Annotated in this window: 23 protein-coding genes; 18 read left to right on the top strand and 5 right to left on the bottom strand. The window is 74.2% G+C overall.

Annotated elements, in window-relative coordinates:
* The first annotated feature begins 61 nt into the window (after positions 1 to 61).
* The 7 genes from ACFCY1_RS33900 (at position 62) to ACFCY1_RS33930 (ending at position 5,872) form a co-directional block, all read left to right on the top strand.
* The gene (locus ACFCY1_RS33900) at positions 62 to 286 is read left to right on the top strand and encodes a response regulator transcription factor (RefSeq protein ID WP_049657156.1); all 225 of its coding nucleotides are present in this window, start codon (positions 62 to 64) and stop codon (positions 284 to 286) included.
* Positions 287 to 382: 96 nt separating this feature from the next.
* Complete coding sequence (locus ACFCY1_RS33905) at positions 383 to 709, top strand: hypothetical protein (RefSeq protein WP_375877073.1); 327 nt, start codon at positions 383 to 385, stop codon at positions 707 to 709.
* Positions 710 to 808: 99 nt separating this feature from the next.
* On the top strand, positions 809 to 1,732 hold the full coding sequence (locus tag ACFCY1_RS33910) for a hypothetical protein (protein ID WP_074002027.1): 924 nt from the start codon (positions 809 to 811) through the stop codon (positions 1,730 to 1,732).
* A complete protein-coding gene (locus tag ACFCY1_RS33915) occupies positions 1,729 to 2,304 on the top strand; it encodes a hypothetical protein (protein WP_375877074.1) in 576 nt (191 codons plus the stop codon). The genes ACFCY1_RS33910 and ACFCY1_RS33915 overlap by 4 nt, the downstream gene beginning before the upstream one ends.
* Positions 2,305 to 2,343: 39 nt before the next feature.
* The gene (locus ACFCY1_RS33920) at positions 2,344 to 3,891 is read left to right on the top strand and encodes a peptidoglycan-binding protein (RefSeq protein ID WP_375877075.1); all 1,548 of its coding nucleotides are present in this window, start codon (positions 2,344 to 2,346) and stop codon (positions 3,889 to 3,891) included.
* A complete protein-coding gene (locus tag ACFCY1_RS33925; RefSeq protein WP_049657146.1) occupies positions 3,888 to 4,616 on the top strand; it encodes an ABC transporter ATP-binding protein in 729 nt (242 codons plus the stop codon). Before ACFCY1_RS33920 ends, ACFCY1_RS33925 begins: the two co-directional genes overlap by 4 nt.
* Positions 4,613 to 5,872 (top strand): ABC transporter permease, encoded by a 1,260-nt coding sequence (locus tag ACFCY1_RS33930; RefSeq protein ID WP_375877076.1) that lies wholly within the window; start codon positions 4,613 to 4,615, stop codon positions 5,870 to 5,872. Before ACFCY1_RS33925 ends, ACFCY1_RS33930 begins: the two co-directional genes overlap by 4 nt.
* Before the next feature lie 31 nt (positions 5,873 to 5,903).
* Here ACFCY1_RS33930 and ACFCY1_RS33935 read toward each other — a convergent pair whose 3' ends face one another.
* Complete coding sequence (locus ACFCY1_RS33935; RefSeq protein WP_375877077.1) at positions 5,904 to 6,554, bottom strand: ATP-binding protein; 651 nt, start codon at positions 6,552 to 6,554, stop codon at positions 5,904 to 5,906.
* A gap of 229 nt (positions 6,555 to 6,783) precedes the next feature.
* On the opposite strand from ACFCY1_RS33935, the gene ACFCY1_RS33940 reads away from it, so the two are divergent.
* From ACFCY1_RS33940 to ACFCY1_RS33990, 11 genes are all read left to right on the top strand, one after another.
* Complete coding sequence (locus ACFCY1_RS33940; protein ID WP_375877078.1) at positions 6,784 to 7,608, top strand: hypothetical protein; 825 nt, start codon at positions 6,784 to 6,786, stop codon at positions 7,606 to 7,608.
* A 185-nt stretch (positions 7,609 to 7,793) separates the two neighbouring features.
* Positions 7,794 to 8,540, top strand: coding sequence for a YcnI family protein (locus tag ACFCY1_RS33945; RefSeq protein WP_375877079.1), 747 nt, complete (start codon positions 7,794 to 7,796; stop codon positions 8,538 to 8,540).
* Between the two features lie 78 nt (positions 8,541 to 8,618).
* Complete coding sequence (locus ACFCY1_RS33950; RefSeq protein WP_049660017.1) at positions 8,619 to 9,278, top strand: SCO family protein; 660 nt, start codon at positions 8,619 to 8,621, stop codon at positions 9,276 to 9,278.
* Positions 9,275 to 9,790 carry a copper chaperone PCu(A)C gene (locus tag ACFCY1_RS33955; protein WP_053112532.1) on the top strand — a complete coding sequence of 172 codons (516 nt, stop codon included), beginning with the start codon at positions 9,275 to 9,277 and terminating at the stop codon, positions 9,788 to 9,790. Before ACFCY1_RS33950 ends, ACFCY1_RS33955 begins: the two co-directional genes overlap by 4 nt.
* A gap of 13 nt (positions 9,791 to 9,803) precedes the next feature.
* Positions 9,804 to 11,840, top strand: a complete 2,037-nt coding sequence (locus ACFCY1_RS33960; protein ID WP_375877080.1) for a FixH family protein — start codon at positions 9,804 to 9,806, stop codon at positions 11,838 to 11,840.
* Positions 11,841 to 11,854: 14 nt separating this feature from the next.
* Complete coding sequence (efeB, locus tag ACFCY1_RS33965) at positions 11,855 to 13,171, top strand: iron uptake transporter deferrochelatase/peroxidase subunit (protein WP_375877081.1); 1,317 nt, start codon at positions 11,855 to 11,857, stop codon at positions 13,169 to 13,171.
* A 160-nt stretch (positions 13,172 to 13,331) separates the two neighbouring features.
* Positions 13,332 to 14,267 carry a prephenate dehydratase gene (gene pheA, locus ACFCY1_RS33970; RefSeq protein ID WP_049652857.1) on the top strand — a complete coding sequence of 312 codons (936 nt, stop codon included), beginning with the start codon at positions 13,332 to 13,334 and terminating at the stop codon, positions 14,265 to 14,267.
* Between the two features lie 507 nt (positions 14,268 to 14,774).
* A complete protein-coding gene (gene serS / locus ACFCY1_RS33975) occupies positions 14,775 to 16,049 on the top strand; it encodes a serine--tRNA ligase (protein ID WP_375877082.1) in 1,275 nt (424 codons plus the stop codon).
* Between the two features lie 49 nt (positions 16,050 to 16,098).
* Positions 16,099 to 16,944, top strand: coding sequence for an HAD family hydrolase (locus ACFCY1_RS33980; RefSeq protein WP_375877083.1), 846 nt, complete (start codon positions 16,099 to 16,101; stop codon positions 16,942 to 16,944).
* A gap of 465 nt (positions 16,945 to 17,409) precedes the next feature.
* Entirely contained in the window at positions 17,410 to 18,132 is a 723-nt protein-coding gene (locus ACFCY1_RS33985) for a FadR/GntR family transcriptional regulator (RefSeq protein WP_049652863.1), read from the top strand.
* A gap of 64 nt (positions 18,133 to 18,196) precedes the next feature.
* A complete protein-coding gene (locus ACFCY1_RS33990; RefSeq protein WP_375877084.1) occupies positions 18,197 to 19,438 on the top strand; it encodes a CynX/NimT family MFS transporter in 1,242 nt (413 codons plus the stop codon).
* Between the two features lie 89 nt (positions 19,439 to 19,527).
* Here the strand turns inward: ACFCY1_RS33990 and ACFCY1_RS33995 are convergent, their stop codons facing one another.
* The 4 genes from ACFCY1_RS33995 to ACFCY1_RS34010 form a co-directional block, all read right to left on the bottom strand.
* The gene (locus tag ACFCY1_RS33995) at positions 19,528 to 20,244 is read right to left on the bottom strand and encodes an ABC transporter permease (protein WP_049652868.1); all 717 of its coding nucleotides are present in this window, start codon (positions 20,242 to 20,244) and stop codon (positions 19,528 to 19,530) included.
* Between the two features lie 76 nt (positions 20,245 to 20,320).
* Positions 20,321 to 21,238 (bottom strand): ABC transporter ATP-binding protein, encoded by a 918-nt coding sequence (locus ACFCY1_RS34000; RefSeq protein WP_375877086.1) that lies wholly within the window; start codon positions 21,236 to 21,238, stop codon positions 20,321 to 20,323.
* Between the two features lie 9 nt (positions 21,239 to 21,247).
* Positions 21,248 to 22,147 carry an ABC transporter permease gene (locus ACFCY1_RS34005; RefSeq protein ID WP_049652874.1) on the bottom strand — a complete coding sequence of 300 codons (900 nt, stop codon included), beginning with the start codon at positions 22,145 to 22,147 and terminating at the stop codon, positions 21,248 to 21,250.
* Positions 22,131 to 23,108, bottom strand: a complete 978-nt coding sequence (locus tag ACFCY1_RS34010) for an ABC transporter ATP-binding protein (protein WP_049652877.1) — start codon at positions 23,106 to 23,108, stop codon at positions 22,131 to 22,133. Before ACFCY1_RS34010 ends, ACFCY1_RS34005 begins: the two co-directional genes overlap by 17 nt.
* Positions 23,109 to 23,149: the final 41 nt, after the last annotated feature.

Genomic DNA, 23,149 nt, shown 5'->3' on the forward strand with positions numbered 1-23,149 from the left:
TCGGCTACGGGGGGAACCGATGGGCGATGCACAGCTTTTGACGATCGATCATCTTTCGAGAATGCGCGCGGCGGCCGACCGGGTCAGGGGGCTCTCCCAGCGCCGCGCCCAAGTCCTCGAACTCATCGGAACCGACCTGTCCAACCAGGAGATCGCCGCCGAACTGCGGATCGAGGAGCGGACCGTCAAGGCGCACACCGCCGCCCTGTTCGAGCAGCTCGGCGTGTGCTCGCGCATCCAACTGGCCCAGGCGGCCCTGCTGTTCCGGCTGGAGGACTGTACCTGAGGACACTGGTGGACCGTCCGGCCCGGTGCTGAGATGTCCTGGCCCCACTCGGGGCATCGGCAACTACCCTCCGCACCAAGAGAGATGGGACTCACCATGCTCAAGAACCGCATGGGCCGCGTGGCCACCGTGGCGGCCGCCGCCGTCGCCGCGCTGACCCTCGGCACCGGGGCCGCCAACGCCCTCTACGTCAGCGACTACACCACCGCCGCCAACATCCGCAGCGGCCCGTACACCAACTCCTCCATCAACGGCATCGGCTACCCGGGCCACGGCACCAACGACTGGTGCTTCACCAACGGCTCGACCGTCAACGGCTGGTCCTACTGGGACAGCAACACCGACCGGAACACCGGCGTCTGGGGCTACACCCACGAGGACTACATCTCCGGAGCCCGCACGGGCCAGACGACTCGCTGCTGATCCGCCCCACCGCACCACGGCCCTCTTCGCCCCACCGCTAATGGGGCGAAGAGGGCTCCGCCCGAGACTACCGGCCCGCCCACCCGATGAGGTCCACTCGTGAGGTCCCACCGCCGCACCGCCCTGGTCGTCGCCGCCACCGGGCTCGCCCTGCTCACCGGCTGCTCCTCCGGCGGGAGCGCCGCCCCGACCACCGGCGGAACCGGCGGCCAGGCCGCCGCGCCCGCCCTGACCGCGACGCCCACCCCGACGACCGTGGCCGACACCCAGCAGCTCCCGCTGCGGGCCTTCGCGGCGAGCCCCCAGGAGCTGACCGGCATCGCGAAGGCGCAGGGCCTGCTCACCCAGGACTGCATGAAGCGGCTCGGCTTCGCCTCCTGGCAGCCGAACAACGCCGACCTCACCAAGGCCGGCAAGGACGACATGCCCACGCCGTACGGGTTCCTCAACGAGGCGCAGGCCGCCCAGTACGGGTTCCACCAGCCCGGCACCGCCGGAGGAGCCAAGGTCGGCAGCGGCAGTCCGATGAACCCCGCCGAGTTCACCGCGCTGTCCGGGCTGAAGTCCCCCACCGGCGGCGAACCGGCCGGCGGCAGCACCCCGCCCGGCGGCTGCACCGGCGAGGCCGACCGCAAGCTCAAGGGCGACAAGCCGCCCGCCGCCGACGTCTACGGGGACCTCACCGGCCAGTCGATGAACCGCACCAAGGCGGACGCCCGGGTGGTCGCCGCCACCACCGAATGGGCGTCCTGCATGAAGCAGCGGGGCTACGCCTACGGCAACCCCGAGAGCCTCAGCACCGAGTCCTGGGGCCCCACGGTGACCCAGCGGGAGATCGACACCGCCAAGGCCGACGTCGCCTGCACCCGACAGACCAACCTCTCCGGCATCGCCTTCGGCGTCCAGAGCGCCATCCAGAAACAGCTGATCGAGCAGCACGACAACGAGCTGAAGGCCTACCGCGCCGCCATCCAGTCCCAGCTCGACCAGGCGGCGACGGTGCTGCGGGAGCACGGCCAGTGAGCCGCGCCCGGCCCGGCCGCCCGGCGCGGACGGCCGCCGCCGCCCTGGCCTGCGCCGCCATCCTGGCCGCCGCGGGCTGCTCCGGCACCTCCTCGGCCGCCCCGGACCGCACCACCGCCACCGGCCCGAACGGCGAGCGGCTGACCGCGGTCGGGGACGACCTGCGGCAGCCGTACCTCGCCTACTGGGACGAGTGGACGAAGGTCGCCCGGGCCGGCGACGTCGCCGCCGCGCCGCTGGACGCCCACGCCGACGAGCCCAACCTCTCCATCCTTCGCGCCTCGGTGGACCAACTGCGCCAGGAGGGGCAGCACATGAGCGGCGAGGTGAAGCACCGGCTGCTCGGCGTGCGGACCGACGGGGAGGCCCGCCGGCTGTACGACTGCGTCGACCTGAACGCCTGGCGGATCGTGGACGCGGGCACCGGCCAGGAGATCAGCCAGGTCGGCCGACGACCCGAGCAGCTCAGCATCATGACGATGCGTCTGATCGACGGGGTGTGGAAGGTCACGGACATCCAGAACCCGCTGCCGTGCCCCGGGGGCACCGCCGCCCCGCCCCGCAGCAGCTGACCCCCGTCCGAGCGCGAAGCACCGGAAGACGTACCGGAAATGGAAGCCGTGGAAACACCCGAGCCCGAGGCCACCGCAGCGGAACCCGCCACCCCGGCCGGGTCCACCCCGCGTCGACGGCGGCGGCTGATCGTCGTGATCGCCCTGGTCGCGGCGGTCACCGCCGGGGGCGGGATGTGGGCCGCCACCCTGATCCGCTCGCCGGAGCAGGCCGCCGCCGACGCCAAGGCGCCGCCCGCCTCGGTGCTCACGGCACCAGTGGTGCAGCGGGTGCTCTCCAACACCACCGTCCTGCGCGGGGTGTTCACGGCCGGCCAGTCCTTCCCGGTGCAGCCGGGCGCGGTCTCGGCCAGCGCCGGCGGCCCGGGCGGCGGCACCCCGATCGTGACGGCGCTGAAGGTCAACAGCGGGGACGCGGTGGACTCCGGGCAGGTGCTGGCCGAGGTGTCCGGACGGCCGGTGATCGCCCTGCCCGGCTCGACACCCGCCTACCGCGACATGGCACCGGGCGAGTCCGGCGGCGACATCGGCCAACTGCAGGACGTGCTCCGGGACATGGGGTACTACCCGGGCGGCGACGACAAGGGGTACTTCGGGGCCGCCACCAAGGCCGCCGTGGCCAGGCTCTACCAGAAGCTCGGCTACCCGGCGGCCACCACCGGCGACCAGACCGCCACCGCCGTCCGGACCGCCCAGCAGGCCGTGGACCAGGCCAAACAGGCCGTCCGGGACCTGGAGAGCCAGCCCGCCCGCGGCGGCGGCGAGCCGACCGCGGCGGCCACTCCGGCCACCACGGCCCCGGCGGCCGGCAAGAACGGCGCGCCGGCCCCGGGAGCCACCGGGACCGGCGCACCCGCCGGGGGTACCACTGGAGGTGCCGCCGCGCTCGCCCGGGCCCGCGCCGATCTCACCGCCAAGCAGCAGGACCTGGCCCGCGCCCAGGCCAAGGACGGCCCCCAACTGCCCGCCGCCGAGGTGGTCTTCCTGCCCGCACTGCCGGCCCGGGTGGGCGCCGTCGGCGCCAGGGTCGGCGACAAGGTGACGGCCCCGGTCCTCACCCTCACCGCCGGCGGCCTCAACCTGACCGGCCACCTGCTCCCCGGCGACGCCCCGCTGGTCAAGCCCGGCATGGACGTCACCGTGCTGTCCGAGACCACGGGCGTCCAACTCGCCGCCAAGGTCGGCTCGGTGGGCGCGCTCGTCACCCCGGGAAGCCCCGGTGGCGGCGGGGGTGGCGGGGGTGGAGGCGGCGCCGCCAGCGCGGCACCGGCGGCCCCGGGCGCCGGCACCGACCCCTACGTCCCGCTCGTCGTCACCCCCGACGCCCCCTGGGACCCGGCCCTGGAGGGCCAGGACGTCCGGATCACCGTGGTCGCCGCCTCCACCCAGGGCGAGGTGCTCGCCGTACCCTCCTCGGCCATCAGCTCGGGCGTCGACGGCCGGACCTCGGTGTCCGTCGCGGGCACCGACGGCACCCGGCGCACCGTGGAGGTGACGGCGGGCGTCGCCGCGGACGGCTTCGTCGAGGTCAAGCCCGCCGCCGGAGCCGAGCTCAAGCCCGGCGAGCAGGTCGTGGTCGGCCGGTGAGCGGGGCCGGGACAGACCGCGCCGGAGCCGACCGCGACACCCCGGTGATCCGGCTGCGCGGGGCGTTCCGCACCTTCCCCGGCCCACCGCCGGTCACCGCCCTGCACCCCCTCGACCTGGAGGTCGCCCGCGGCGAGTACGCCGCCGTGATCGGCCCCTCGGGCTCCGGCAAGTCGACCTTCCTCAACCTGCTCGGCCTGCTCGACCGGCCCAGCGGCGGCACGTACGAACTCGACGGCATCGACACCGGCGCGCTCTCCGAGGCCCGCCGCACCGCGCTCCGCGGGCGCCGGATCGGCTTCGTCTTCCAGTCCTTCCACCTGCTGCCGTACCGGACCGCACTGGAGAACGTGATGCTCGCCCAGGTCTACAACGGATCGGCCAGGGCGGGCCGGGCCGACGCCGCCCGACGGGTCCTGGACCAGGTCGGCCTCGGCCACCGCGCCGAGGCCCTGCCCTCCAGGATGTCCGGCGGTGAACGCCAACGCGTCGCGGTGGCACGGGCGTTGGTGAACCGGCCGTCGCTCCTGCTGTGCGACGAACCGACCGGGAACCTCGACTCGGCGACGGCCCTGCGGGTCATGGAGCTGTTCGAGGAACTGCACGGGAGCGGCCTGACCCTGCTGGTCATCACCCATGACCGCGAGGTCGCCGAACGGGCCCGGCGGACCATCACCATCCGGGACGGCCGGCTGAGCGCGACCGGGGCGGCGGTCGAACGGTGAGGAGGCGCGCCACGTCCACCGAAGTCCCGCTCTCCCGGCTCGGGTTGACCGACCTGCTGAGCGAGGCGCTGTCCGGCATGGTGCAGCGGCCCGGCCGGTCGGTGCTCACCCTGCTGGGCACCGTCCTCGGCGTCGGCGCCTTCGTCGCCGTCCTCGGGCTCACCTCCAGCGCCACCGGCCAGATCGGCAAGCGCTTCTCGGCGCTGCAGAACACCACGGTCACCCTGGTCGGCCGCGGAGCGGAGGTGGTCCTCGGCAACGGCCAGCGCCGGGCCGCCATGGACTTCCCCGAGGACGCCGACCGCCGGGTGGGCCGGCTCAACGGCGCGGTCGCGGCCGGGGTCTACTGGAGCGCGCCGCTGACCGAGCCGAAGATCTCCACCTCCCCGGTGCCCGGCACCGGCTCCGGCGCCGGGCTCAACGTCCTGGCGCTCTCCCCCGGCGGCTTCGACGCGATCGAGGCCCGGGTCTCCGCCGGCACCGTCTACAACGCCTTCCACAGCGAACGCGGCCTGCGCGTCGCGGTCCTGGGCTCGGCCGCCGCCGGACGGCTCGGCATCAGCCGCCTCGACGCCCACCCCGCGGTGTTCGTCAACGGCGTCGGCTTCACCGTCATCGGCATCATCGACGGCAGCGCCCGGCTGCCCGAGACCGCGCTCGACGTCATGGTGCCCACCACCACCGCGCGGACGCTCTGGGGCAACCCGCCGCCCGGGGAGAACGGCCGGGCCCGGATGGTGGTCCGCACCCGGACCGGCGCGGCCGCCCTGGTCGCCTCCCAGGCCCCGACCGCCCTGCGCCCGGAGGCCCCCAAGGACTTCGAGGCCCTCGCCCCGCCTGACCCGCACACCCTGCGGGACTCCGTCTCCACCGACCTCACCGGGCTGTTCCTGCTGCTGGCCGCCATCTGCCTGGTGATCGGCGCGGTCGGCATCGCCAACACCACGCTGGTCGCCGTCCTGGAGCGCACCGGCGAGATCGGCCTGCGGCGCGCCCTCGGCGCCCGGCCCCGGCACATCGCGGCCCAGTTCCTCACCGAGTCCACCGTGCTCGGCACCCTCGGCGGGCTGATCGGCACCGCGATCGGCGTGGCCGTCGTGGTACTGGTCGCGCTGGCCCGCGACTGGACCGCCCTGCTCCAGCCCTGGACGGTCCTGCCCGCACCCCTGGCCGGCAGCCTGGTGGGCCTACTGGCCGGCCTCTACCCGGCCCTCCGGGCCGCCGCCGTCGAACCGGCCGAAGCCCTGCGCCACTGACCGACCCCGGCTCCCCCGCCGTCCCCTACAACTACGAAGCCGCCCGCAGCAGCGCGTCGTCCTGCCACTTGAGGATCTTGTCGAAGCTGACGATCGCCCCGCGCAGCGGGTGGTTGCGCAGCTGGACGTGGTCGGTGAGGGCGTGGATGAGGAAGAGGCCGCGGCCGGACTCGGCGGTGAGGTCGGGGAGGGTGTCCAGGTCGACCGGGCGCAGGGTGGGGACGCTGGGGCGACAGGGCAGGACGTGGGTGTCGTACGGGTGGCCGTCGCGGCGGGGGCCGTACGCGGCGAGGACGCGGGCCGGGACGGTGGCGCGGCCGCGGCGGGTGCGGCGGGGCGCCCGGCCGGCCGCCGCCGGACGGGCCTGGTCCGGCGCGGGGGTGCGGCGGACGGCGGCAGCGGCCCCGGCGGGGGCGGGGGCCGGCAGGCCGGGGCCCGAGTCGGTGACCTCGATCCGCAGCCGGTCGCCGCAGATCGAGGCGGTGACCTGGAAGCCGTCGTCGGGCCGCCCGGTGGCGCCGTGCTCGACGGCGTTGGCGCAGGCCTCGGTGAGGGCGACGCCGAGGTCGTCCGCGATCTGCGGGTCGACGCCCGCGGTCGCCATCGCACCGAGCAGGATGCGCCGGGCCAGCGGAACGCTGGCCGGGTCGCGCTTGAGGTGCAGAGTCCACCAGATGTCCACGGGAGGTCCCTCCTGGCTGCGGCTCCACATACAACTAGGTATCTCCGGGCGATTCCCCGGCGAACCGTGCCCGGGGGCCGCTACCGCCCGTTCGGCGGATGGACCGGGGGCCGGGGTCTGTGCCGGGCGACGCGTACGCCCCCTCGCACGCGCCGCCGAAAGGGGCATTCGTAGGGATTTCCCACCCTGCCCGTGTCGGCGGCGTACGCAATGAGAGGATGGCCCGGCCATGACTGCCCTCGCCGCCGCCCCGCTCCCGGGCGCCCCCGGACCGGCCCAGCCGGTGGGGTCCGCCGCCTGGGACCTGCGGCTTGCCCGGGCGGTCCCGTTCGCGCTGGTGTGCACCCTGATAGCCGCCGCCGGGCACGCCCTGGCGGGTGGCGGGAACGTGCCGCCAGCCGCGCTGGCGCTGGGCTTCGCCGCGGTGCTGGCGTTCGCGGTGGTCTGCGGCGGGCGGGAGCGTTCGCTGGCGGCCATCGCCGGGGCGCTCGGTGCCGGGCAGCTCGGACTGCACTGCCTCTTCCACGGTTTCAACGGTTTCGGCGGCTCCATGGCCGGCATGCACCACGGGGGCTCCGGTCCGCTGACGGTGCCGCAGGTGGCCGGCCGGCTGATCTGCAACGAGGCCCGCCCCGGCACGCTGCTCGGCCTGCCGGGCAGCCCGTCCCCGGAGCAGCTGGTCTCCTCCGCGGGCCTGGACCCGCACGCGTTCGCCGCCGCGCCCTGGTGGCAGGCCGGGGTCTTCGGCATGACGCCGTCGATGCTGGCCGGGCACCTCGGCGCCGCGCTGGTCGCGGGCTGGTGGCTGCGGCGCGGCGAGGCGGCCCTGTGGCAGCTGCTGCGGGTGGCCGCCACAGCCGCCCGGGAGCACTGGGCGGCGCCGCTGCGTACGGCGTTCGCGCTGGTGGCCGCGTTGCTGCGCGGTCTGTTCGGGACGGCCGGCCCGGCCCGCCGGTTCGGTGCCCGGGGCGGGGAGAGCCCGCTCCCGGCGGGTGCCGTGCTGCGGCACAGCGTGGTGCGGCGCGGCCCGCCGTGCGGGGCCCTCGCGTACTGACCGGCGTTTCCTGGCGGCCCTCGGCCGTCCCGGGTGCCCGGCGTGCGTACCGTCCGGCCGTTCCCCCGACCACGGGGGCGGCCCGAGGCTCCACCCCCGCGTCCCCACCCCCGCGGCCCCCGCGGCACGGCTCCCGTCCGTCGCCGGTTCCGGCTGCCGCCGAGCTCCGATCGGAGACCCGCATCATGCGTTCCCTTCCCGCCCGCCGTCTCGCCGCCGTCGCCCTCACCGCCGCCGCGTCCGTGGTGGCGCTGGCCGGCCCCGCCTTCGCGCACGTCACCGTGAACCCGGGTGCGGCCGCCCAGGGCGGCTACACGGCCGTCGACTTCCGGGTGCCGAACGAGAGCGACACGGCGGGCACGGTGAAGCTGGAGGTCAACCTCCCGCTGGACCACCCGCTGGCCTCGGTCCGGACCCTGCCGCTGCCGGGCTGGACCGCCGCGGTCGAGAAGGCCAAGCTCGACAAGCCGATCAAGGTGCACGGCAACGACGTCACCGAGGCCGTCTCCAAGATCACCTGGACCGCCGACGCCGGCACCAAGATCGCCCCCGGCCAGTTCCAGGAGTTCCGGGTCTCGCTCGGCCCGCTGCCGACCGACACCGACAACCTGGTCTTCAAGACCCTCCAGACCTACGACAACGGCGACATCGCCCGCTGGATCGACGAGACCAAGGACGGCCAGCCCGAGCCGGCCAAGCCCGCGCCCGTCCTGAAGCTCACCAAGGCCGCCGAGGGTGACGGCCACGGCGTCACCGCCTCCCCGGCCGCGGGCGCCCACGGGGGCAGCTCCGACCAGGCCGCCGCCGGCGACGCCAAGTCCAGCGACTCCACCGCCCGCACCCTGGGCGTGGTCGGCATCGTCGTCGGTGTGATCGGCACCGCCGTCGGTGTGCTCGGCCTGCGCCGCAAGAGCGGCAACTCCGCCTCCTGACCCCACGCCGGCGGGGCCCGTACCCGGACCACGGGTACGGGCCCCACCGGTGGCCCACCCCGCACGATCGGAACTCCCATGCCCCGCACCACCCGCCTGGCCGGCGCGGCCGCCCTCGCGCTGGCCGCCGCCCTGACCCTCTCCGCCTGCGGCTCCTCCGGCGGCGGCTCCACCGCCGCCAAGGTCACCCGGCAGAAGGAGGACACCCCGTACCAGGGCACCAAGCTCGCCAAGAACTTCGAGAAGCCGGACCTCCAGCTGACCGACACCGCCGGCCAGCCCTTCGACCTGCGCCAGCAGACCAACGGCAAGGCCACCCTGCTGTTCTTCGGGTACACCAGCTGCCCGGACGTCTGCCCGACCACCATGGGCGACATCGGCGTCGCGATGAAGGCGCTCCCCGCGGAGGAGCGGCAGAAGGTCAACGTCGTCTTCGTCTCCACCGACCCGCAGCGCGACACCCCCCAGGTGCTGCGCACCTGGCTGGACTCGATGGGCAGCGACTTCATAGGCCTCACCGGGGACCTGGCCAAGGTGAAGACCGCCGCCAGGTCGCTCGGCATCATGATCGAGGACCCGGTCGTCAACGCGGACGGCACGGTCACCTCCACCCACGGCGCGCAGGTGCTGGCCTTCCTCCCCTCGGACGACAAGGCGCACGTGCTCTACATGAGCGGCACCGAGGAGAAGACCTACGAGCACGACCTGCCGCTGCTCGCCAAGGGGGTCGCGGCGTGACCCCGGCGCAGACCGGGACCGGCCGCTTCCGCCGCAGCGCCCTGCTCGGCGCCGTCGTCGCCACGGCCCTGGGCGGCGGCGCCATCCTGGCCGCCTGCGGGACGGGCGGCGGCGCGGGCGGCCAGGACGGTGCCGCCGCCGGGCCGGCCCGGCTCAGCGTCGCCGACTCCTACATCCCGCTCCCCCCGGCCGGCGGCATGGCGGCCGGCTACCTGACCGTCCGCAACGACGGCGGCCAGGACCAGCTGCTCAAGGTGAGCAGCCCGGCCGCCGAGTCGGTCACCATGCACCGCTCGAGCGCGTCGACCATGGAGCAGGTGGACAGCCTCGACGTCCCCGCGCACGGCGCGCTGCAGCTCGCCCGGGGCGGCAACCACCTCATGATCATGGGGTGGCAGAAGGCCCCGGTCCTCGGCGACGAGCTGGAGCTGGACCTCACCTTCGCCAAGTCCGGCACCATCTCGGTCAAGGTGCCGGTCAAGGAGCTCACCTACCGCCCCGGCCAGAGTTAAGGGGACCGCCACCATGCAGTCGGCCGGCCTGGAGAAGGCCACCCACCGCCGGATCGCCGGGGTGCTCGGAGTGCTCGGCGCGTTGCTCGCGCTGATGCTCGCGGGCGCCGGGCCGGCCTCCGCGCACGCCACCCTGGATTCCACCGACCCCCGGCAGAACTCGGTGGTCGCCACCGCCCCGCAGGCGGTGACGCTGACCTTCAGCGAGTCCGTCTCGCTCTCCAACGACTCCGTCCGGGTGCTCGACCCGGCCGGCAAGGCCGTGGACACCGGCAACCCGGCGCACGCCGACGGCAAGGGCAACACCGCCCGGGTCGGGCTGCGCGACGGACTCGCCAACGGCACCTACACGGTGGCCTGGCGGGCCGTCTCGGACGACTCCCACCCGGTCGGAGGGGCGTTCACCTTCTCCATCGGCGCGCCCTCGGACACCTCGGTGTCGGCCACCGCGCTCCAGGGCGCCGAGGCCGACGGCCTGGTCGCCGCCCTGTACGGCACCGGGCGCACCGTCGCGTACGCCGCCTTCGCGCTGCTGGTCGGCGTCGCCGCCTTCGTGCTGCTCTGCTGGCCGGCCGGCACCGCCCGGCGCCGGGTGCAGCGGCTGCTGATGACCGGCTGGACGGCGCTGCTGGTCTCCACCGTCGCGGTGCTGATGCTGCGCGGCCCGTACGAGCGCGGCTCCGGGATCGGGCAGGCCTTCGACCTGTCGCTGGTGCGCGCCACGCTGGACGAGCGGATCGGCACCGCGCTGGCCGCCCGGCTGCTGCTGCTCGCGGCGGGCGGGGTGTTCCTGTCGCTGCTGGTCGGGCAGCTGGGGCAGCCGCCGCGGCCGGTCGTGCCGAAGCCGCGGGACGAGGAGGAGGCCGGCTCCGACGGCCTCGCGCGCGGCGCGGCCTCCGAGGACGACGCCGAGGCCGCCGAGCTGCGCGAGCTGGAGCGGCGGGCCGCCGAACGGCCGCAGCGCGAGGCCCGGCTCGGCCTCGGCGTGGCCGGACTGGTGCTGGCCGTCGCCCTCTCGGCGACCTGGGTCGGCGCCGACCACGCCTCGGTGGGCATCCAGGTCTGGCTGGCGCTGCCGCTCGGCATCCTGCACCTGATCGCGATGGCGCTCTGGCTGGGCGGGCTGGCCGCGCTGCTGGTCGCGCTGCGCGAGGGCGTCGGCGCCGAGGTGGTGGACCGCTTCTCGAAGCTCGCCTTCGGCTCGGTGGCCGTCCTGGCCGGGACCGGGATCTACCAGTCCTGGCGGGGCCTGGGCAGCTGGGGCGCGCTGACCGGCACCGAGTACGGGCGGCTGCTGCTGGTGAAGAGCGGCTGCGTGGCCGCGATGCTGGGCGTCGCCTGGATCTCCCGCTCCTGGCTGGCCAGGCTGCGCTCGGCCCCGGCCGAGGCGGTCGAGGTCGCACCGGCCGAGCTGCCGGAGCCGGTCGCCGTGGCGGCGCACAGCGAGGACCCGGCCCGGCAGGCGCAGCTGGAGCGCCAGCGGGCCGCGCTGCGGAGCGCCGGACGCGACCGCGGGCTGACCCCGACCCGGGCCGGGCTGCGCCGCTCGGTGCTGGTCGAGGCGCTGGTCGCGGTGGCGGTGCTGGTGGTCACGACGATGCTCACCAACTCCCCGCCCGGGCGGGTGGCGGGCGAGGTCAAGGCCGGGGCGGCCGCCGCTCCGGCCGCCGGCGGGGCCGCCGCGGCGCCGCAGACCGAGCCGGGCCGCACCGTCGACCTCAAGCTCCCGTACGACACCAAGGGCCGGACGCCGAACGCCAAGGGCACCGCGACCGTCACCCTCAACCCGGCCCGGACCGGGCCGAACGAGGTGAAGCTCGCGCTGGACGGCGCGGACGGGCAGCCGGTGGACGTCCCCGAGGTGGAGCTCGCCTTCACCCTGCCGGACCGCGACCTCGGCCCGCTGCCGGTCGCGCTCACCCCGGAGGGCACCGGCCGCTGGAGCGGCACCGCGCAGCTGCCGCTGGCGGGCACCTGGGTGGTGTCGGTGCAGATCCGCTCCTCCGACATCGACCAGACCACCCCGACCCAGCAGTTCAAGATCGGGTGAGCGGGGTGACCGACATGTCGACGGACCACGCTTCGACGGGCCGCAACCCGGCGGGCCACGGCCCGGCGGACCACGCTTCGGCGGGGCCCGCGGGCTTCACCCGGCGGGCGCTGCTCGGCACCGCCGGGGCCGGGCTGCTGGTCGGGGCCGGCGCGGGCGTCGCCGGGGCGGTCGCCTACGACCGCCCCGACCGGAGCGGCCGGGCCGCGGCCGGCCCGGGCGGCGCGCTGGGCGCGGCCCGGGTGCCGTTCCGCGGCGAGCACCAGGCCGGGATCACCGACCCGCCGCAGGCCAGGGTCCAGCTGGCCGCCTTCGACCTGGCCGAGGGCGTCGGCCGGGACGGGCTGCGCACCCTGCTCCAGCGCTGGACGAAGGCGGCCGACCGGCTGACCGCCGGGGAGCCGTCCGAGGAGTTCGACAACCAGGTCGCGCTGGACGCCGGACCCTGCTCGCTCACCGTCACGGTCGGCTTCGGCGCCACGCTGTTCGACAAGGCCGGGCTGGCCGACCGCCGCCCGCCCGGGCTCGCACCGCTGCCCGCCTTCCCCGGCGACGCGCTCGACCCGGCCCGCGGCGACGGCGACCTGTTCGTCCAGATCGGCGCGGACGACGCCCTGGTCGCGGTGCACGCCCTGCGGGTGCTCCAGCGGCTGGCGGCCGGTACGGCGGCGCTGCGCTGGCAGTCGGCCGGCTTCGCCCGCACCCCCGGCGCCGCCGCCCAGCCGGTGACCGGGCGCAACCTGATGGGCCAGATCGACGGCACCAACAACCCCCGGCCGGACGAGGACGGCTTCGCCGCCAAGGTGTTCTGCGCCGCCGATGGCGACCAGCCGGCCTGGCTGGCCGGCGGCTCGTACCTGGTGTTCCGGCGGATCCGGATGCTGCTGGACAACTGGGAGGCGCTGCCGGTGGACCGGCAGGAGCGGGTGATCGGGCGGCGCAAGTCGGACGGCGCCCCGCTCGGCGCGCCCGCCGGGGCCGGCGAGCGCTCCCCGGTCGACCTCGCAGCGCAGGGCCCGGACGGCACCCTGGCGATCCCCGCCGACGCGCACATCCGGGTCGCCGCCCCGGCGGCCAACGGCGGGGCGGCGATGCTGCGGCGCGGCTTCTCGTACCACGACGGGCTGCTGCCGGACGGCTCACCGGACGCCGGGCTGCTCTTCCTCGCCTTCCAGAACGACCCGGGCAAGGGCTTCACCCCCGTGCAGCGCAAGCTCTCCCGGGGCGACGGCCTCTCCCGCTTCCTGCGGCACGAGGCGAGCGGCCTGTACGCGCTGCCGCCGGGCGCGCCGCCCGGCGGCTACCTCGGCCGGCAGCTGCTGGAGGGGTAGTTCCCCGGACGGTTCCCCGGGGGTCCGACGGCGGACCCCCGGGATCCACCGCCGCGGTCCCGGCCACTGGAACGCTTGGCCGCCGGGGCCGTTGAATCGTTAGGGTGACTGCTTCGGCACACCCTGCCCGCGCAGTACCCCGGAACCCCACGGAGGCGTCATGTCGGCCACCCGCTACACCTACCTCGGACCGGCCGGCACGTTCACCGAGGCGGCCCTGCACACCCTGCCCGAGGCGGCGACCCGGGAGCTGGTGCCGCTGTCCTCGGTGGCGCTGGCGCTGGACGCGGTGCGCGGCGGGGAGGCGGCCGGGGCGTTCGTCCCGATCGAGAACTCGGTGGAGGGCGCGGTCACCGCGACCAACGACGAACTCGCCTCCGGCACACCGCTGATGATCTACCGTGAGGTGCTGCTGCCGATCACCTTCGCGCTGCTGGTGCGGCCGGGCACCGAGCTGTCCGGGATCAAGACGGTGACCAGCCACCCGGTGGCCCAGCCGCAGGTGCGGCGCTGGCTGGCGGCCAATCTGCCGGAGGCGGACTGGGAGTCGGCGGCCTCCAACGCGGACGGCGCCCGGCTGGTCGCCGAGGGCCGCTACGACGGCGCGTTCGCGGGCGAGTTCGCGGCGCCGATCTACGGGCTGGAGCCGCTGGTCAAGGAGATCGCGGACGCGAAGAGCGCGGCCACCCGGTTCGTCCTGGTCGGCCGCCCGGGGCGGGTCTCCTCGCCGACCGGCGCGGACAAGACCTCGATGGTGGTCTGGCTGCCGGACGACCACCCGGGCGCGCTGCTGGAACTGCTCCAGGAGTTCGCGGTGCGCGGGGTCAACCTGATGCGGATCGAGTCCCGCCCGACCGGCGAGGGCATGGGCAGCTACTGCTTCCTGATCGACTGCGAGGGCCACCTGTCCGAGCGCCGGGTCGGCGAGGCGATGATGGGGCTCAAGCGGATCTGCCCGCAGGTGCGGTACCTCGGCTCCTATCCGCGCGCCGACCGGCAGGAGTCCACCCACCGCCGGCCGGGGACCTCGGACGGGGATTTCACCTCGGCGGCGGACTGGCTCTCCCGCGCGCTCGACGGCCGCGGGGACATCTGAGCTTCGCCTCGAGTCCTTCCGGACTTTTCCGACTGTTTTCGCCCGGCCCGGGCGGCCCGGGCGGGTGACCGCACCGTCGTCCACAGGGGCCGTCGGGGCCGGAGACCGCTGTCCACAGGGCTCCCCGCTGTCCACAGCCAGGAGTTATCCACAGGCCTGGGGACGAGTCGACAAACCGGTATAGCCATTGCCCAGACCCGGTCGGACCATCGGTTTGCGTCGCAGAGATGACCAATCGGACCAGAGTCACCCGGTTGCCAGCAAATCACCCGTCCGAGTGCTTCAATTCCCTCACCCGAGAAGGTTGATTGAGGTTTGAAACCTCAATTCCCTGGTTCGTTCACGCGGAAGGCAATCCTCCCCTTTGATCCACAGGTCCGGGGCCAGGCCTGTGGATAACCCGGCGACGGGAAGTTCCCCACAGGAGTTATCCACAGGCGCGGACGAGTTATCCCCAGGGAAAAAGCCGTACCGGTGGAGGAACGGTCTCCCGGTACGCTTGGGCCTGTGATTGACCTTCGCCTGCTCCGTGAGGACCCTGACCGAGTGCGCGCCTCGCAGCGCGTCCGTGGCGAGGACGTCGACCTGGTCGACGCCCTCCTCTCCGCCGATGAGCGGCGCCGGTCCTCGGGCAGCCGCTTCGACGAACTGCGCAGCGAGCAGCGGGTGCTCGGCAAGCAGGTCGCCCAGGCCAAGGGCGACGAGAAGGCCGCCCTGCTCCAGCGCACCAAGGACCTGGCCGCCGAGGTCAAGGCCGCCGACGCCGAGCAGGGAGCGGCCAAGGAGGAGGCCGACCGCCTGCTCCGCTCCCTGGCGAACCTCATCGACCCGGCCGCCCCGGTCGGCGGCGAGGAGGACTTCGTCACCCTCGAGGAGATCGGCACCCCGCGCGACTTCGCCGCCGAGGGCTTCGAGCCCCGCGACCACGTCGAGCTCGGCCAGATCCTCGGCGCGATCGACACCGAGCGCGGCGCCAAGGTCGCCGGTGCCCGCTCCTACTACCTGACCGGCGTCGGCGCGCTGCTGGAGCTCGCCCTGGTCAACATGGCGATCACCCAGGCCACCGCGGCCGGCTTCATCCCGATGATCACCCCGACCCTGGTCCGCCCGGCCGCCATGGACGGCACCGGCTTCCTCGGCCAGGCCGCCGAGAACGTGTACCACCTCGCCGAGGACGACCGGTACCTGGTCGGCACCAGCGAGGTCCCGCTCGCGGCGTACCACATGGACGAGATCCTCGACGCCGACAAGCTGCCGCTGCGCTACGCCGGCTACTCGTCCTGCTTCCGCCGCGAGGCCGGCACCTACGGCAAGGACACCCGCGGCATCATCCGCGTCCACCAGTTCGAGAAGGTGGAGATGTTCGTCTACACCACTCCCGAGGACGCGGAGAACGAGCACCGGCGCCTGCTCCAGTGGGAGAAGGACTTCCTCAACGCGCTGGAGCTGCCGTACCGGGTGATCGACGTCGCCTCCGGCGACCTCGGCGCCTCGGCCGCGCGCAAGTTCGACATCGAGGCGTGGATCCCCACCCAGGGCAAGTACCGCGAGGTCACCTCGACCTCCAACACCACCGAGTACCAGGCCCGCCGGCTGTCGATCCGGATGCGCGAGGAGGGCAAGACCCGCCCGCTCGCCACCCTGAACGGCACCCTGGTCGCCGTCCCGCGCACCATCGTGGCGATCCTGGAGAACCACCAGCAGGCCGACGGCTCGGTCGTCGTGCCCGAGGCGCTGCGGCCGTACCTCGGCGGACGGACCGTCCTCGAGCCGGTCAAGTAAGCCGGCCCGCCCAGCACCACCTGCGACACTCCCGGGAGACGTACGGCCCATGAGCACCACCAGCCCCAGCCCCGTCTCCCTCGACGGTGGCGACCTGCCCTACCGGCTGGTCGCCACCGACCTCGACGGCACCCTGCTCACCAGCGGGGAGACCGTCTCCGAGCGCACCCGCGCCGCCCTGGCCGCGGCCACCGGCGCGGGCGCGCTGCACATCATCGTCACCGGGCGCTCCGCGGTCTGGGCCCGCCCGGTCTTCGACGAGATCGGCTACACCGGGATAGCGGTCTGCGGCCAGGGCGCCCAGGTGTACGACGCCGGCGCGCACAAGCTGCTCACCTCGCTCACCCTGGACCGGCGGCTCGCCGCGCTCGCGATCGAGAAGATCGAGGCCGAGACCGGCCCGCTGGCCATCGCCGCCAACCAGGACGGCCTCGACGGCCAGGTGCTGGCCGGCCCCGGCTACGAGCTGCTGATCGGCTCCGACCTGCCGGTCGTCCGGGTCGACCGCGGCGGGCTGTACGACTCCCCGCTCAGCAAGCTGTACATCCAGCACCACGCCCTCACCGACGACGCCCTCGCCGAGGCCGCCCGCCGCGCCGCCGGCGACCTGGTCGGCGTGGTGATGGCCGGCGCCGGCGTGGTCGAGCTGCTCCCGCTCGGCCTCTCCAAGGCCACCGGCCTGGCCGTCGCCGCCCGCCGCCTGGGCGTCCGCGCCGCCGACACCATCGCCTTCGGCGACATGCCCAACGACGTCCCGATGTTCGGCTGGGCCGCCCACGGCGTCGCCATGGCCAACGCCCACGAGGAACTCCTCGCCGTCGCCGACACCGTCACCACCAGCAACGACGAGGACGGCGTCGCCGCGGTCCTGGAGCACCTCTACCCGCAGCGCTGACGCCTCCGGCGCGGCCCTTGTGCGCCGTGCCCCGGGCTCGCACACCCCGTAACCCCGCCCGAGGCCGGAGAACCGCCGGCGCTCGGGCCATCCGCTGCGGCCTTCCGCCCCGCGCAGTTCCCCGCGCCCCTGCTGGGGCGCGGGGATTCGGTGTCTGGGGAGGAGACGCGCCCGGGGGTCCGAGGTGGGGACGCGGGGGTGAGGCGCGGGGATTTGGTGTCTGCGGAGGAGACGCGCCCGGGGGTCCGGGGCGGGGCCCAAGGCGGGGACGCAGGGCGCGGGGCGGACCCGCCCATGGGCCCTGGGCCCGGGTTCGGGGCCGGAGGGGCTGTCGGCGGCGGGTGGGGTGAGGCTGATCGGGGGGTTCAGGGGCTGGTCAGGGGTGGGTTGTAGGATGACCGGGCAAGCGGTTGTAGGATGACCGACGACTGGTTTCGGCGTGTGCGGTGGGAAGGGAGGTCCGGCATGAGCGGCGGTCTGCAGGCGGCCGGGCGGCGTTCCCTGGTGGACACCGCGATCGAGCAGTTGCGGGAGCAGCTGGCGGGTGGGGCGTGGCCGGTGGGGTCGCGGATTCCCACCGAGCACGAGCTGGCCGAGCAGCTGCGCGTCGGGCGGAACACCGTGCGGGAGGCGATCCGGGTGCTGGTGCACGCCGGGATGCTGGTCTCCCGGCAGGGCGAGGGGACGTTCGTCCGCTCCACCAGCGACCCGGCGTCCGTGCTGCGCGGCGTCCAGCGCTCCGGCATCCGGGACGTCCTGGAGGTCCGTGCGGCGCTGGAGACCGAGGGCGCCCGGCTGGCCGCGCTGCGGCACACCCCCGAGGACGTCCGGCGGATGCGCGCCGCCCTGGCCCGTGAGGCCGAGGTGTTCGCGGCGCACCCCGAGCGGGCGAGCCGCGAGGCCACCGTCGAGCACGACCTGGAGTTCCACACCGCCGTCGTCGAGGCCGCGCACAACCCCGCGCTGGCCGAGGTGTACCGCTACTTCGGTGCCTCCGTCCGCGAGGCGATGACCTCCGCCTTCGGCGACCACGACATGCCCGAGGCGGTCGTGGCCACCCACGAGGCGCTGGTCGACGCGATCGAGAGCGGTGACCCGGACCGGGCCGAGGCGGCGTGTCGTGCGCTGCTCGCCGGCCCGACCGCGGCCGTCGAGCAGCTGCTCGCGGCCATCGCGGCCCGGAAGTAGGACGGCGCGAGCCTCCCTTCCGCCGTCCGCTTCCCCCGCACATTCACGAAAGAACAGCACACCCATGGCCGTCACCCGTGCCCAGCAGCCGGTTGTCACCGCTCCTGCCCCGCTCCCCGGCCGCGCCCGGCTGGCCCATCCGCTGCTGCTGCTGACCGGCATCGTGCTGGTCGCGCTGAACATGCGCGCCTGTCTGGCCGCGGTCTCCCCGATGGTCGGCGAGATCCAGCGGACCTTCGGCCTCTCCGCCACCGCGAGCGGTCTGATCACCACAGTCCCGGTGCTGTTCCAGGGCGTCGGCGCCCCGCTCACCCCCCGGCTGACCCGCCGTTTCGGCGCCGAGCGGGTGGTGCTCGGCGCGGTGCTGGTGCTGGGTGCGGGCGTGCTGCTGCGGGTGCTGCCCTCGGTGGCGGCCCTGTACGCGGGCTGCGTGGTGATCGGCGTGGCGATCGCGGTGCTGAACGTGTCGATGCCGGGCCTGGTCAAGCGCGAGTTCCCGGACCGCGCGGCCACCATGACCGGCGTCTACTCGACCACCATGCTGGTCGGCGCCACGCTCGCGGCCGGCACCTCCGTCCCGCTGGAGCACGCGCTCGGCGGCGGCTGGCGGGCCTCGCTCGGCGCCTGGTCGCTGCTCGCGCTGGTCGCGGCGGTGGCCTGGCTGCCGCAGGTGCTGCGCTCCCGCCAGGAGCGGCAGGGGGCGGTGGCCGCGGCCGCCGCGCCGGCCAAGCCGATCGAGGGCATCTGGAAGTCCGCGCTGGCCTGGCAGATCAGCCTCTTCATGGGCATCTCGTCGCTGCTGGTCTACACCCTGGTCGCGTGGATGCCGACGATCCTGGCCGAGCACGGCATGGACCGCGGCCAGGCCGGTCTGGTCTTCGCCTTCTCCAACCTGGTGCAGGTGGCGGGCGCCTTCCTGGTGCCGCTGATGGCCGGCCGGATGACCAGCCAGCGCGCGCTGGCGGTGGTCATGGTCGCCCTGAACGGGCTGGGCATCGCGATGCTGCTGGTCGCGCCGGTCTCCGCCGCGTGGGTGTCGGCGACGATCCTGGGTGTGGCCCAGGGCGGTTCGCTGGGCCTGGGCCTGGCGTTCATCGTGCTGCGCACGAACACCGCGGCCGGTGCCGCCCAGCTGGGCGGGATGTCGCAGGCGATCGGCTATCTGGTCGCGGCGGCCGGCCCGGTCGGCGCGGGTGCGCTGCGCCAGCTGACCGGCGGCTGGGAGACCCCCCTGGTGCTGATGCTGGTGCTGGTCCTGGTGGTCGGCGCGGCCGGCTGGGGCGCGGGCCGCAACCGCACCCTCTGAGCCGAGCGCGCGCACTACAGCTCCGGACGGCGGTGAGCCCCGGACACCCTCACAGGTGTCCGGGGCTCACCGCTTGTGCCGTACGGGGTTCACTCCTCGCCGGCGAGGGTCATCCCGGCCAGCTTCACCGAGGCGAGCACCGTCGCCGCGACGGTGACCACCAGCAGCAGCGGCACGGCCGCTCCGAGCGAGACGTCCGAGCTGATCGCGTTCTGTCCCGCGACCGCCTCGGCCACCGAGCGGCCCCACTGCTGGATGCTCAGCGTCCGGGCGCCCTCGACGAAGTTGCCGACCGTCGACTCCCAGATCAGGGCGTACGCCAGACCGGCCACGACCGCGTGCCGGGTGACCACGCCGAGCAGCAGGAACAGCGCGCTGTACGCGGCCCCGGCGACCAGCACGGCCACGGTGTAGCCGAGCGCCACGCCGTCCTGGGTGCCGACCAGCAGCAGCCCGGCCAGCAGCGTCGGGACGACCGAGAACAGCCAGGTGACGCCGATCGCGACGACCAGCTTGGTGGTCACGATCCGCCACCGGGGCAGCGGCTTGGCGAGCAGGTAGACGATCGAGCCGTCGTCGATCTCGTTGGCGATCACCCCGGTGCCGACCACCAGTCCGAGGATCGGGATCAGGGTGCCGAGGCCGAGGGCGCCGAGGATGTTGTTGGCCATGTCGTGCGGGTCGGCGCTGGACACGCTCGCGACGGCCGCGACGACCAGCAGCAGGGCGGGGGCCACCAGCAGCAGCAGGCCGCGGCGGCGCCCCAGCAGCCCGCGCAGGGTCAGCCTGGCGACGGTGGGGTTCATGGTCGGTCGGCCCCTTCCTGGGCAACAACGGTCCTGGCGGCAGCGGTCCCGCCGACAGTGGTCCTGCCGACGGCGCTCACGCGGAGACCAGGTAGGAGAAGACGCTCTCCAGCGATTCGTCCGCCGGGGAGACGGTGTACAGCCGGATGCCGGCCTCCCGGGCGACCCTGGGCAGCAGGGTGGTGAAGCCCTGGAAGTTCACCGCTTCGATCCGCAGCGCCCGCTCCCGTTCGTCCACCTCGATGCCGCTGGTCGAGCCGTCGGCGATCAGCGCGGCGGCGAGCCGGCGGTCGTCGCTGGAGCGGACCAGGTAGCGGTGCGGGCGGTCGGTCATCAGCCGGCGGATCTTGCGGAAGTCGCCCGAGGCGGCGTGCCGTCCGGCGACCACCACCTCGATGTGCCGGGCCAGCTGCTCGACCTCCTCCAGGATGTGGGAGGAGAACAGCACCGTCCGGCCGTCGGCGCCGAAGCGGCGCAGCAGGTCCATCAACTGGAGCCGCTGGCGCGGGTCCATGCCGTTGAAGGGCTCGTCGAGCAGCAGGACGGACGGGTCGTGGACCAGCGCGGAGGCCATCTTGACCCGCTGCTTCATGCCCTTGGAGTAGGTGCCGGTGCGGCGGTCCTTGGCGTACTCCATCTCCACCAGGTCCAGCGCCCGGCGGGCGGCGGCGCCCGGCTGGGGCAGGCCGTGCAGTTCGGCGTTGGCGAGGACGAACTCCCAGCCGGTCAGGTAGTCGTACATCGACTCCCGCTCGGGCACCAGGCCGATCTGCTTGTACACCTGCTGGTTGCGCCAGATCGGCGCGCCGTCCAGGGTGACGGAGCCGCTGGAGGGGGCCAGGAAGCCGCTCATCATGTGGATGAGGGTGGACTTGCCCGCCCCGTTGGGACCGAGCAGGCCGGTGATGCCGGGGCCGATGGTCATGGTGATGTCGTTGACCGCGACCACGTTCCCGAACCAGCGGGAGACCTTGTCGATGCTGATGGTGGCCATGCCGCCCTCTCAGACGTTCCGGTAGCGGCGCAGCAGCAGCCGGTACGAGCCGACCACCATGGCCACCGCGACGAGCGCGAACACCGCCAGACCGAGGCCGCCCGGGGCGTGCCGGCGGTCGAAGCCGTCGCCGAGCCCGAACAGCTCGTTGACCAGGGACTCCACCAGGTCGGTGGGCGAGATCAGCGACATCCACTGCGGGGCGTCGGAGCCGGTCGTGCTGCGGTTGCTGATCCCGACCGCGGCCGCTCCCAGCGCGGCGCTGACCGCCAGGTAGCCCATGATGGCGGCCACGCCGAAGCCGCGGCGCGGGGTGGCGGCCGCGATCACCACGGCCACCGAGGTCGGCACCAGGGCGTACAGCACGGCCGCGACCAGGCCGTACAGGAAGTGCGCGGTGTTGTGCCCGAAGTCCATCCCGGCGAGCAGCGCGCCGATGTACAGCACCAGCAACGGGGATGCCATCAGCAGCAGTTGGGCGCAGACCATGGCGCCGAACTTGGCCCGGACGTAGTCGGTGCGGGTGATCGGGCGGGAGAAGTACAGCGGGACGGTCTGGTAGCGCAGGTCCCGGGAGAGCAGGACCGGCGCCTGGGAGGCGAGGAAGACCGAGATCACCAGGCTGAAGATGGAGAGGTAGCCCGCGTACTCGACCGGCAGCTCGTCGCGCTTCATCACGACCGAGACCGCCACGAAGATCAGCGCGGGCACGGTGATCACGCCCAGCACCAGCATCGGCAGCACCTTGGACTTGCCGGAGCGGCCGAGGCCGTACGCGGCGCGCAGGCTCTGGGTGAAGAGCGCGCGGGTGGCGTAGGTGCGGCCGAGCCGGGGGCCGGTGTAGCCGCGGTAGCCGATGTCGTGGATGACGCCGGTGTCGGCGGACCTGGTCTCAGGAGGCAGCGGCATCGTTCGTCCCTCCCTTGCTCTGCTCGGTGTCCTGGGCGTCGGTGAAGAGCTCGGCGACCCGGTGCCGGCGCTGCTCCAGCCGGACCAGGCCGAGGCCGAGTCCGGCGACGGCGTCGCGGATGGTGTCGTACGTCGACTCGTCGGCCAGCCGGACCAGCAGCAGGTGCGAGCCCTCGGGCTGGACGGACAGTCCGGCCGCGGCGAGCCGCTCGCGGACCGCCGGACCCGGCTCGCGGCCGTGGTCCTCCGGGAAGTCGCCGACCTCGACCGCGAGCACGGCCGTCGCCTCGGTGAAGGAGGCGGTGGAGGAGGAGCGCAGCAGCTTGCCGCCGTCGATCACGACCAGGTGGTCGCAGGTCCGCTCCAGCTCGCCGAGCAGGTGGGTGGTGACCAGCACCGAGATGCCGAAGTCGGTGTGCACCCGGCGGATCAGCGCCAGCATCTCGTCCCGGCCGGCCGGGTCGAGGCCGTTGGTCGGCTCGTCCAGCAGCACCAGTTTCGGGTCGTGCACCAGCGCCTGGGCGAGTTTGACCCGCTGCTTCATGCCGGTCGAGTAGCCGCCCATCGGGCGGTACCGCTCCTCGTACAGGCCGACGTGCCGCAGGGTGTCCGCGGTGCGCTCACGGGCGGCGGTGGCGGGCAGGCCCGCCATCCGCGCCATGTGCACCACGAACTCCGTCGCGGAGACGTCCGGTGGCAGGCAGTCGTGCTCGGGCATGTAGCCGACCTGCGCGCGGATCTCGGAGCCCTGGGTGGCGACGTCCAGGCCGAGGACCTCGCCGCGGCCGGAGGTCGCCGGGGCGAGCCCGAGCAGGATCTTGATGAGAGTGGACTTGCCCGCGCCGTTGGCCCCGACCAGACCGACCACACCCGGCCGCACCTCGACGGTGAGCTGGTCGAGCGCGGTGACACGGGGATACCTCTTGGTGAGGCCGTCCGTCTTGATGACAGCTGTGGACACGGGACCAAACGTAACGGCCTTGTGCGGTACGGGTCATGAGC

It is taken from the genome of Kitasatospora sp. NPDC056273 (assembly GCF_042268845.1).
In the GTDB taxonomy this organism is placed as follows: domain Bacteria; phylum Actinomycetota; class Actinomycetes; order Streptomycetales; family Streptomycetaceae; genus Kitasatospora.